At 70.9% G+C, this 10,134-nt stretch carries 11 protein-coding genes; 8 read left to right on the top strand and 3 right to left on the bottom strand.

The window, feature by feature from the left end; all coding sequences use genetic code 11:
• Positions 1-362 precede the first annotated feature (362 nt).
• Positions 363-743, top strand: a complete 381-nt coding sequence (locus HJC40_RS45750) for an STAS domain-containing protein (protein ID WP_308200981.1) — start codon at positions 363-365, stop codon at positions 741-743.
• Here the strand turns inward: HJC40_RS45750 and HJC40_RS34725 are convergent, their stop codons facing one another.
• Positions 744-1,478 (bottom strand): spermidine synthase, encoded by a 735-nt coding sequence (locus HJC40_RS34725; RefSeq protein WP_250007656.1) that lies wholly within the window; start codon positions 1,476-1,478, stop codon positions 744-746. It lies immediately after the preceding gene.
• A gap of 177 nt (positions 1,479-1,655) precedes the next feature.
• On the opposite strand from HJC40_RS34725, the gene HJC40_RS34720 reads away from it, so the two are divergent.
• Positions 1,656-2,537: an SAM-dependent methyltransferase gene (locus HJC40_RS34720; RefSeq protein WP_250007655.1), complete on the top strand. Its 882-nt coding sequence runs from the start codon at positions 1,656-1,658 to the stop codon at positions 2,535-2,537.
• A gap of 9 nt (positions 2,538-2,546) precedes the next feature.
• Here the strand turns inward: HJC40_RS34720 and HJC40_RS34715 are convergent, their stop codons facing one another.
• Together HJC40_RS34715 and HJC40_RS34710 are read right to left on the bottom strand one after the other, a co-directional pair.
• Positions 2,547-3,371, bottom strand: a complete 825-nt coding sequence (locus HJC40_RS34715; RefSeq protein WP_250007654.1) for an SAM-dependent methyltransferase — start codon at positions 3,369-3,371, stop codon at positions 2,547-2,549.
• Positions 3,372-3,381: 10 nt separating this feature from the next.
• Complete coding sequence (locus tag HJC40_RS34710) at positions 3,382-4,401, bottom strand: MsnO8 family LLM class oxidoreductase (RefSeq protein ID WP_250007653.1); 1,020 nt, start codon at positions 4,399-4,401, stop codon at positions 3,382-3,384.
• Between the two features lie 96 nt (positions 4,402-4,497).
• Here HJC40_RS34710 and HJC40_RS34705 point away from each other — a divergent pair, with 96 nt between their 5' ends.
• The 6 genes from HJC40_RS34705 (at position 4,498) to HJC40_RS34680 (ending at position 10,099) form a co-directional block, all read left to right on the top strand.
• Positions 4,498-5,013: a peptidase M23 gene (locus HJC40_RS34705; protein WP_250007652.1), complete on the top strand. Its 516-nt coding sequence runs from the start codon at positions 4,498-4,500 to the stop codon at positions 5,011-5,013.
• Positions 5,014-5,102: 89 nt separating this feature from the next.
• Positions 5,103-6,635 carry a glycoside hydrolase family 43 protein gene (locus HJC40_RS34700; RefSeq protein ID WP_250007650.1) on the top strand — a complete coding sequence of 511 codons (1,533 nt, stop codon included), beginning with the start codon at positions 5,103-5,105 and terminating at the stop codon, positions 6,633-6,635.
• A gap of 110 nt (positions 6,636-6,745) precedes the next feature.
• Entirely contained in the window at positions 6,746-7,771 is a 1,026-nt protein-coding gene (locus tag HJC40_RS34695; protein ID WP_250007649.1) for an NAD(P)/FAD-dependent oxidoreductase, read from the top strand.
• A 115-nt stretch (positions 7,772-7,886) separates the two neighbouring features.
• Positions 7,887-8,723: an alpha/beta fold hydrolase gene (locus HJC40_RS34690; protein ID WP_250007648.1), complete on the top strand. Its 837-nt coding sequence runs from the start codon at positions 7,887-7,889 to the stop codon at positions 8,721-8,723.
• A complete protein-coding gene (locus HJC40_RS34685) occupies positions 8,716-9,321 on the top strand; it encodes a TetR/AcrR family transcriptional regulator (RefSeq protein WP_250007647.1) in 606 nt (201 codons plus the stop codon). The genes HJC40_RS34690 and HJC40_RS34685 overlap by 8 nt, the downstream gene beginning before the upstream one ends.
• Positions 9,322-9,397: 76 nt before the next feature.
• Positions 9,398-10,099 (top strand): DUF998 domain-containing protein, encoded by a 702-nt coding sequence (locus HJC40_RS34680; protein WP_250007646.1) that lies wholly within the window; start codon positions 9,398-9,400, stop codon positions 10,097-10,099.
• Positions 10,100-10,134: the final 35 nt, after the last annotated feature.

Below are 10,134 nucleotides of genomic sequence, written 5' to 3'. Positions count from 1 at the left end.
GCCGCCATCGGAGCCATACGCACCGCAGGAATCACCAACATCGCAGCCGCCAACCGCCACTACGCCCGTGACAGCAACCGCCCGCTGGCCCTACTCGGCATCATCTAACGACTTTGCCGGGGCCCTGGATGACCCACGGTCCGGCGCCGAGCCGCACAGAGCCGTCAATCCGTATCACCCACGACGACGCGGCCCGTCGACCATGAACGTCAATAATTCACTTCCGGCCCTCACCGCCCGTCTTGCCGATCGGAGTTTATGACATAAACTGTGCCGTCGGTCGACGTCGCGCATCACCCGGCGATGAGCTTCGCGAACACCGTGCCGCCGATTCCGGCACGCCTACGTCAGAGCGGTGTGATGTGAACAACTTCGAGCGGGACACGCGGTCACCACTCGCCGTCGAGGTGACCTCACGAGGTGACGGGACCCTGGGAGTCACCGTCGCCGGGGAGGTCGACATGGCCACCGCACCCCTTCTGCAGGGAACCGTCATAGACGCCATCGACCGGCACGCTCCCGCGCACGTGGTGCTCGACGCGGCCGGCATGCACTTTCTCGACGCGGCCGGCGTCACCGCGCTCATCACCATCTACCGGCACGCGGCTGCCCAGGACGCGGCTGTCCGCCTGATCAACGTACGGCCGCTGGTCGGCACCGTGCTGCACCTGGTCGATCTCGCCGATTTCCTGCGGGCCGAGCCGCGTGCGGCCGGCGCGATCCCGGAGCCGGGCCACCACTGATCAGGGGCGCGGGCCGGGGCCGGCCGTGGTGGCGACGTAGACGGTGTTGGTCGAGGTGCCACCGGTCAGCGGATTGGCGAAGGGCACCACGTGGGCGGCCACCGTCGCGAAGGACTGCCGCAGGACGGCCAGGAACGTGTCCTCGGGGGCGTCGTCGGACCACAGGCCGAAGGCGCCGCCGGGACGCAGTCGCCGGCCGAGCCGGGCCAGGCCGGCCGGGGTGTAGAGGTCGGCGTGGGCCGGGGCCAGCACGTTGACCGGGGAATGGTCGATGTCGACCAGGATCGCGTCGAAGCGGCGGCCGGGATCGGCCGGGTCGAAGCCGGCGCCGTCCCGCAACAGCGCGAAGAAATCACCCTCGAGCAGCGTGGTGCGGGGGTCGGCGGTGAGGCTGCGGGCCCCGGGGAGCAGATCCTGACGATGCCAGTCGATCACCGGGCCCAGCGCCTCGACCACGGTCATCGACCGGACCCGGTCGTCGGCCAGAGCCGCGCGGGCGGTGTAGCCGAGACCGAGACCGCCGACGACGACGTCCAGCGGGGCGCCGGGCAGGGTGGCCAGGGTGAGCCGGGCCAGTTCCTCCTCGGCCACCGTGAACAGGCTCGACATCAGGTACTCGTCGCCGAGCTTGACCTCGTACACCTCGGTCTCGGTGGTCGGGTCGAGCCGCCGCCGCAGGCTGATCTCCCCGATACCGGTGGGGGCCCAGGCCAGTTCGGCGAATCGTGGGTGCATCGGGTGTCCTCTCGGCGCGACGGGATCGCGCCGGCGGGAAGGGCCGGATGTTCTCGGACGCGACGAGTCCGACCATAGTCGCGCCGTCCGGTACCTCGACGGCGACGCGGCCGGTCCCTAGTATTTCCGCAGGGATCGGCCCACGTCTCGTGCGGCCGCCGGAAGGGGACCGTGAACATGGCTCAGCCGTCCGAGACCCAGCCGTCCGAGACCCAGCCGTCCGAGACCCAGCCGTCCGAGACCCAGCCGTTCGAAACCCAGCGAGACCTGCGCACCGATCGGCCGCACCCGGCCCGGGTCTACGACTACCTGCTCGGCGGCAAGGACAACTTCGCGGCTGACCGGGCCGCGGCCGAGAAGGGCCTGCAGGCCAACCCGGACAGCCGGATCCCCCCGCAACAGAACCGGCTGTTCCTGCGCCGGGCCGTCCGCTTCCTGGCCGAGCAGGGCATCGACCAGTTCCTCGACATCGGCACCGGCATACCGAGCGCGCCGAACGTGCACCACGTGGCCCAGAGCATCAACCCCCGCTCCCGGATCGTCTATGTGGACAACGACCCGATCGTGCTCGCACACGCCCGCGCGCTGCTGACCAGCCACCCGGACGGCCGTACCGACTATCTGGACGCCGACCTGCGCGACATCGACGCGATCCTCGACTCGGTGGCGTCGACCGACGCGCTCGACCTCGATCGCCCGGTGGGACTGCTGCTCATCGCGGTGCTGCATTTCGTCGGCGACGAGCACGACCCGTGGACGATCGTCGAGCGGCTCCTGGCCGCGCTGCCGGCGGGCAGCTATCTCGCGCTGTCCCACCTGACCGGCGACTTCCGCCCGGAGGCGTGGGAGCAGGTGGCCGAGGTCTACCGGCGCCAGGGCGTCACCATGAAGGTCCGGCCCCGGCCGCAGATCGAGCGGTTCTTCACCGGGCTCGACCTGGTCGACCCGGGCCTGCAGATCCTGCCCGCCTGGCGGCCCGACCTGGGCGACCCCACCGGTCAGCCGGCACCCTCGGACGACCAGGTTTCCGTCTACGGCGGGGTGGCCCGCAAGCCCTGACCCGTCAGCTCACGGTTTGCGGCCGACACCGCCGTACTGGTCGATCTCGCGCACCTCGGTGTCGGGCCGCCACCGGGTGACCGACACCAGACCCGGGTCGACGAGCTCGAGACCGTCGAAGAGCTGGGCCAGGCGGGCCGGGCTGCGCAGGTGGTACGGCAGGGCGGCCGACTCGTTCCAGATCCGGGCCGCGTCCACCACCTCGGGAGTGATGTCGGTGCCGTCGCACAGGACGAGATGACTGCCGGCCGGGACCGCGTCCATCGCCCGGCCCACCATGGTCTGCGCGACGGCGTCGTCCTCGACGTGACCGAGGACCCCCATGAACAGCACCGCCACCGGCTGCGAGAAGTCGAGCGTCCGGCCCGCCTCGCGCAGCACCAGCTCCATGTCGTGCATGTCGGCGTCGACGTAGCTCGTGGCGCCCTCGGGTCGGCTGGTGAGCAGCGCGCGGGCGTGCGTGAGGACCAGCGGGTCGTTGTCGACATAGACGATGCGGCTGTCGGGCGCCACGGACTGGGCCACCTGGTGGGTGTTGTCGGCCGTGGGCAAGCCGGTGCCGATGTCGAGGAACTGGCGGACGCCGGCCGCACCGGCCAGGTGGCGCACGGCGCGCCCATGGAAGTCGCGGCTGAGGCGGGCGTGCTCGGCCAGCTCGGGCTGGGCGGCGAGGATCTGGTCGGCGACCGCCCGGTCCACGGCGAAGTTGTCCTTGCCGCCGAGCAGGTAGTTCCAGATCCGCGCGGTCTGCGGGACGGAAGTGTCCACGTCCGGATACCGCTGTTCGTCGTTCGACACGCGCGTCCTCCCGGAAACCGATGAGGTCGTCAGCATAGGCCTTCCACTATGGACGCGCGGTCCCGAAGTGGGTTGCCCGGCCGAACAATGCGGCCAGCGCGGAATCCGACGCGGCCAGGGCGGCCCGGTCGAACGTGCTGCCCGCGGCGACCAGCTCGGCCGCCCCGGTGCGGTCGAGCAGCTCGGCCAGCCGGCTCTCGACCTGAGCGGGCGTGCCGGTGATCGCCGCCGCGACGGTCTGCTCCAGGTACTGCTGCTGGCGCGGGGTCCGGGCGGCGGCGCGGACCGCCTCCACCGGTTCCAGCGGCGGGAACACGCCGGCCGTACGGCTGCGGGCCATCGCCCAGGCCTCGGGCAGCAGCAGGTCGGCGGCCTCGGCGGCGGTGTCGGCGACCAGCACGTCGAGGCTGATCCCGACCCACGGCCCGGGCTGCCGCGGCGACGGCCGGAAGGCGCGCCGGTATTCGGCCAGCGCCGACAGCCCGGGTGCCGGGTCGCCGCCGACCCCGAGCAGCGGACCGCCCACGACGACCGGCAGCCCGAGCTCGGCCGCGACCCGCAGGCCGCTCCCGGTGGCCAGCGCGTACAGCGGGACCGCGCCCCGCGGCTGCGGGTGCACGCTGATCTCGGCCGTGCCGGTGAGGAAACCCAGCAACTCGGTCAGATCCGCGGTGAAGTCGGGCTCGGTCTGCCGCAACGCCCGGCGTACGGGGGCGGTGAAACCGGGCGAGCGCCCCACGCCCAGATCGACCCGGCCGGCCGCGAAAGCGGTCAGCGTGGCGAACTGCTCGGCGACGACGAGCGGCTGGTGGTGGGGCAGCATCACCCCGGCCGAGCCGATCCGGATGGTCGTCGTCGCGCCGGCGACGGCCGCGAGGAGCACCGCCGGGGCCGCGCCCGCGATCCCCGGAACCCCGTGGTGCTCGGCGACCCAGAACCGGTCGTAGCCCAGCCGTTCGGCGTTCGCCGCGCGGGTCACCGTGCTCCGGAGCGCCTCCCAGTCGGCCTCGCCGACGCGGGTACGGGAACGGTCGAGCAGAGACAATCGCGGTTCGGAGTCGATCACGAAGATTTCAGCATCGCCGGACCGGGCCTTGTTCCCCGGCCATGATCCGGGCCGGTACCCTTCGCCGGATCCCCGACCGGAAGGTGCCCCTTCGCCGTGCGCGCGTTGTTCGTGATCGTTCTCGCCGTGGTGGCCGGTTTCGCCGTCAGTCCGTTGCTCCGAGCCGACGCGGCCTGCCCACCCACCTCGGCGGCCGCATCGGCCCCGGGCGACTGGAGTGCCGAGCAACTGGCCCACGCGCGTCTCATCGTCACCATCGGCGCCCGGCGCCGGGTGCCGGTCGAGGGCCAGGTGATCGCGATCGCCACCGCCCTGCAGGAGTCCCGGCTGCGCAACCTGCGGAGCGGCGACCGGGACTCGATCGGCCTGTTCCAGCAGCGCCCGAGCCAGGGCTGGGGATCGCCCGAGCAGCTGTCCGACCCGGCGTACCAGACCGGCAAGTTCTACGACAAGCTGCTCACCGTCGACGGCTGGCAGCAGATGCGGATGACCGAGGCGGCCCAGGCCGTCCAGGTGTCGGCCTACCCGAGGGCGTACGCGAAGCACGTCCCCGCCGCCACCCGCCTCGTCGACACCCTGAGCCCGCCGGCCTCCTGCACGGCCGACGTCTGAGGCGCGATCAGGCCGCACCACTTGACGACAGGTTCCCACACCAGTAAACAAGCTTCATCATTCATCGTTGGATGTCGATGGAGGAACTCGTGGGAACTGTCGCCGCGGCCCTGGCCGCCCTGCTCGCCGTCCCGGCCCTCGCGGCGCCGCCCGCCTACTCGACCGCGGCGCCGCCCGCCTACTCGACCGCGGCGCCGCCCGCCCACTCGACCGCGGCGCCGCCCGCCTACTCGACCGCGGAGGCGGGCAATCCCTTCGTCGACGGCCGGTACGCCGACCCCGACGTGGCGATCTACAACGACCGGTACTGGGTCTTCCCGACCTCCTCGCGCAGCTACGCCGAGCAGACGTACCTGGACGCCTTCTCCTCGGCCGACCTCGTCAGCTGGACCAAGCACCCGAACGTGCTGACCACCGCGAACGTCTCCTGGGCGAAGGAGGCGGTCTGGGCGCCCGCGCCGATCCAGCGCAACGGCCGGTACTACCTGTACTTCGCGGCGAACGACATCCAGAGCGCCGCCGAGCTCGGTGGCATCGGCGTCGCGGTCGCGGACCGGCCCGAGGGTCCCTACGTGGACGCCATCGGCCGGCCGCTCATCGATCGTTTCTTCAACGGGGCACAGCCGATCGACCAGGACGTGTTCATCGACGACGACGGGCAGGCCTACATCTACTACGGCGGCCACGGGCACGCCAACGTCGCCCGGCTGAACAGCGACATGACGAGCCTCGGCACGTTCCCCGACGGCACCGTCCACAAGGAGATCACCCCGGCCGGCTACGTCGAGGGCCCGCAGATGCTCAAGCGCAACGGCACGTACTACCTGATGTGGTCCGAGGGCGGCTGGACCGGTCCCGATTACTCCGTCGCCTACGCCATGTCGGACTCCCCCATCGGGCCGTTCCGGCGTCTCGACAAGATCCTCGCGCAGGACGCCGCGGTGGCTCGGGGCGCGGGCCACAACGCGGTCCTGAACATCCCGGGCTCCGACACCTGGTACACGTTCTATCACCGCCGGCCGCTGGGCGAGACCGACGGCAACGCCCGGTTCCTGGCGTACGACCGGATGCAGTTCAACGCCGACGGCACCATCCAGCGGATCAAGATGCTGGTCAAGGACAACTTCGACGACAACAACGGGGTCGGCTGGAAGACGTACGGCGGGTCCTGGACAGCCACCGGCGGGCAGTACCGGGCCCAGCACTCCTACGGCGGCAAATCCCTGCTGACCGACAACCACACGAACGCGGTGTACGACGCCGACGTCACGGTCACCTCCACCGGGGGCGACGCCGGCCTGGTCTTCCGGGCCACCTCCCCCGCCGTCGGCACCGACAGCTACCGCGGCTACTACGCGGGCATCTCCCCGGCGGGCCAGGTCGTGCTGGGCAAGGCCGACAACAACTGGACCCGGCTGGGCGCCGCCTCCCTGTCCATCACCCCGGGGACGCGGTATCACCTGCGCGTCGAGGCGGTCGGCAGCTCCCTCAAGGTCTTCGTCGATGACCTGGCAAACCCGAGGATCACGGTCACGGACGGTACGTACGCCGCGGGCGCTTCGGGGGTGCGCGTCTACAACGCCGCAGCCGACTTCGACAACGTCGCGATCACCAACCGCTGAGACCCTCCGGAATTTGCCGTTTCCGCAAAGGTTGTTGGCCATCGTGCGAGGTGCGATGCACTGTCGGTCTCGACGCGGGGCATCCGGCACCGCGGCAGGAGGGGGCCGGCGTGACAACGCAGCAGGTAAGCGAGAAGTACGACGTGGTGATCGTGGGCGGCGGACCGGCCGGGCTGAGCGGGGCGGTGGCCCTGGCCCGCTCGCGGCGCAGCGTCCTGGTCATCGACGCCGGCGAGCCCCGCAACGCCACGGCGGGCCACGCCCACAACTACCTCGGGCGCGAGGGCGTGGCGCCGGCGCAGCTGCTGGCCGACGGACGCGCGGAGGCCATCGGCTACGGCGCCCACGTGCTCGACGGACGCGTCACCGCCCTGCGCCCGGCCCGGCCCCGGCAGCCGGGCACCGACTCGTCGCCGGAGGACGGGTTCCTCGTCGACGTGCAGGACGGCCCCACCGTCGCCGCGCGGCGGCTGCTGGTGACCACCGGCCTGTCCGACGAGCTGCCCTCGGTGCCCGGCCTGGCCGGGCGCTGGGGGCGCGACGTCCTGCACTGCCCGTACTGCCACGGCTGGGAGGTGCGCGACCAGGCGATCGGGGTCCTGGCCGGCGCGGCCGGCGGGCTGCACCAGGCGCAGATGTTCCGGCAGCTCAGCGACACGGTGACCCTGTTCACCCACACCGGCCCGAAGCCGGGCCCGGAGCAGGCCGAGCAACTGGCCGCCCGCGGCATCACCGTGGCCGAGGGGGAAGTGGTCGAGCTCGTCATCGACGACGACGACCGGTTGAGCGGAGTCCGGCTGAGTTCCGGCGAGACGGTTCCGCTGCAGGCGCTGGTCGTCGCCCCGTTCTTCGCGGCCAACGCCGCTCTGCTCAGCGACCTGGGGCTGCCGGTGGCCGAGATGCGGATGGGTGACGTCGTCGTCGCCACCCACGTGCCGGCCGACCCGAACGGCGCGACCGAGGTGCCCGGGGTCTGGGTCGCCGGCAACGTCGCCAACCCGATGGCCCAGGTCATCTCCTCGGCCGCCGCCGGTCTGATGGCCGGCGCGGTGATCAACGGCGACCTGATCGCCGAGGAGACCCGGACCGCCGTCGCGGCCCACCGGGCCACGCTCGGCGAACCCGTCCGAGGCTAGGGCTGGTTCGCCGACGGCGCCGGGGAGAGGAGACGTCGACGAAGATCGCTTGACCTTCATGGTTAACGGCTTTAACCTACAGCAAGCGCCGTTAACCAATTCTGTGGAGGTCGTCATGACCGAGTCGTTGAGCATCGCCGGCAACAACCTCGCCTATGAAGTGTCCGGGCGGGGCCCCCTCGTCGTCCTGGCGCACGGCATCGGCGACAGTCGGCACTCCTACCGTTTCCTCGCTCCGGCCCTGGCCGACGCCGGGTACCGGGTCGCCAACGTGGACCTCCGCGGCTGCGGCGACTCCGGCCTGGGCTGGGACGGCTACAGCCGCACCGACATCGCGGGCGACCTCGTCGCCGTCGTGCGCCACCTCGGCGGCCCCGCCGTGATCATCGGCCACTCGATCAGCGGCGGCGCGGCGACCATCGCGGCAGCCACCGCGCCCGACCTGATCAACGGCGTCATCGAGCTGGCGCCGTTCACCCGCGTACAGCCCTTCGACCTCGGCGGGCTGATGCGGGTGAAACGCTTCCGGACCGGTTACAGCCAGATGGCGCAGGTCATGGTCCTAGGAAGTCTGGCGAGCTGGAAGAAGTACCTCGACGTGGCGTATCCGGTCAAGCCGGCCGACTGGGACGCCGAACTGACGCGGATCGAAGCGAAGCTGAGTGAGCCCGGCCGGATGAAGGTCCTGCAGGCCATGTGCAAGACCAGCCCGAGCGACGCCGGCGCGCAGCTGGCCAAGGTCACCTGCCCGGTCCTGGTCGTCGAGGGCAGCCTCGACCCCGACTGGGCCGACCCCCGCGCCGAGGGTGACAAGATCATCGCTGACCTGCCCGCCGGTCTCGGTGAGCTCGCCGTCATCGAGGGCGCCGGCCATTACCTGCACGCCCAGACACCGGATCAGGTCCTCGCGCTGGCCCGGCCCTTCCTCGACAAGACGCTGGCCAATGCCTAGGGCCCGGCTCACCCCGCTGTCAGTCACCGAGGCCGGCGCCGCCCTGATCGACGAGATCGGCTTCGAGAACCTCAGCATGGGCCTGCTCGCCGAACGGCTCGGAGTCAAGACCCCCGCGCTCTACAAACACATCACCAGCCAGGCCGACCTGGTCCACCGCATCGCGGTCCGGGCCATGGCCCAGTTCGCTGACGCCATTCGCGACGCCATCCAGGGCCGGGCCGGCAGCGACGCCCTCGCCGCCGGCGCCCAGGCGATGCGGACCTACGTGCTCGAACACCCCGGCCAGTACGCGGCCGCCGATGCTGCTTCGTCCCGCCCGACCGGACCCGACGACCCGATCATCCCCGCCGTCGAACGGGTCGTCGCCTCCTGGGCGGCCATGCTGCGCGGCTACCACCTGGACTCCGGTCAGGAGATCCACGCTCTGCGGATGCTCCGCAGCGCCCTGCACGGGTTCTCGACCCAGGAAGCAGCTGGCGGGTTCCAGATCGACGCCTCCGTCGACGACAGCTTCACCTGGATGATCAGCTTTCTCGACCGCGGCCTGCAGAACATCACCGCCCAAACCTCCAGCAGCAGCAGCCTCGCGCGCTGACGGATCGTCGACGAAAAGCCCAGGCACCCCTTCGAGTCTGACCGACCAATCATTCTGGACCGGAACAGGACACATCGTGAACAGGACCCGCTTCCTCGCGGCTGCCGCCTTCCTGCTGGGCCCGGTGATCTACCTCGTCGCCGAAGCGATCGCCGCCGCGGCCTGGAAATCGCCTGACTACAGCTACGCCGACAACTGGATCAGCGACCTCGGATCCGCAACCGCCGGCGTCTTCCAAGGCCGACAGCTCGACTCACCCCTGCACGTGGTCATGAACACCGGATTCATCGTTCAGGGCATCCTCTTCGGGATCGCCACCGTCCTGCTGTCACGGACGCTCAACGGGCGGCCCCGAACCTTCACCGCCGTAACGGGCATCGTGACCATGATCGGCTACATCCTGGTCGGCACCTTCCACGGCTCCCTGCAAGCACAACAGAACGGCACGCTCCCCCTGCACTTCACCGGAGCAACGCTGGCCATCCTCGGCGGCAACGTGCTCGCCCTCGTCCTGGGCCTCCACTGGCGAAAAACCTCCCCGACACGACTGATCGGCCTCGTCAGCATCGTCCTCGGAACATTCGGCCTGATCTCCGTAACCGCCCTCTTCCTCACCTTCAACGCCGGCCTGCCCTCCGGCGCCATCGAACGCGGCTCGGTCTACACCATCGTCATCTGGCAACTCGCGGTCGCCGCCGCGCTGCTCCGCAGCCGGGCCGGCGCTCCTCGCGTTGCCACGACCAGCGCAACCACGAACACCGCACCCACAAGCAACTGACTCGCCGGCTTCGCGACCCCGACCGAGCCTCGAGG

The sequence above is a fragment of the Actinoplanes sp. M2I2 genome, from assembly GCF_023544445.1.
GTDB lineage: Bacteria > Actinomycetota > Actinomycetes > Mycobacteriales > Micromonosporaceae > Actinoplanes.
Note: the sequence above shows the minus strand (reverse complement) of the source record. Positions and strands in the feature narration are given on the sequence as shown.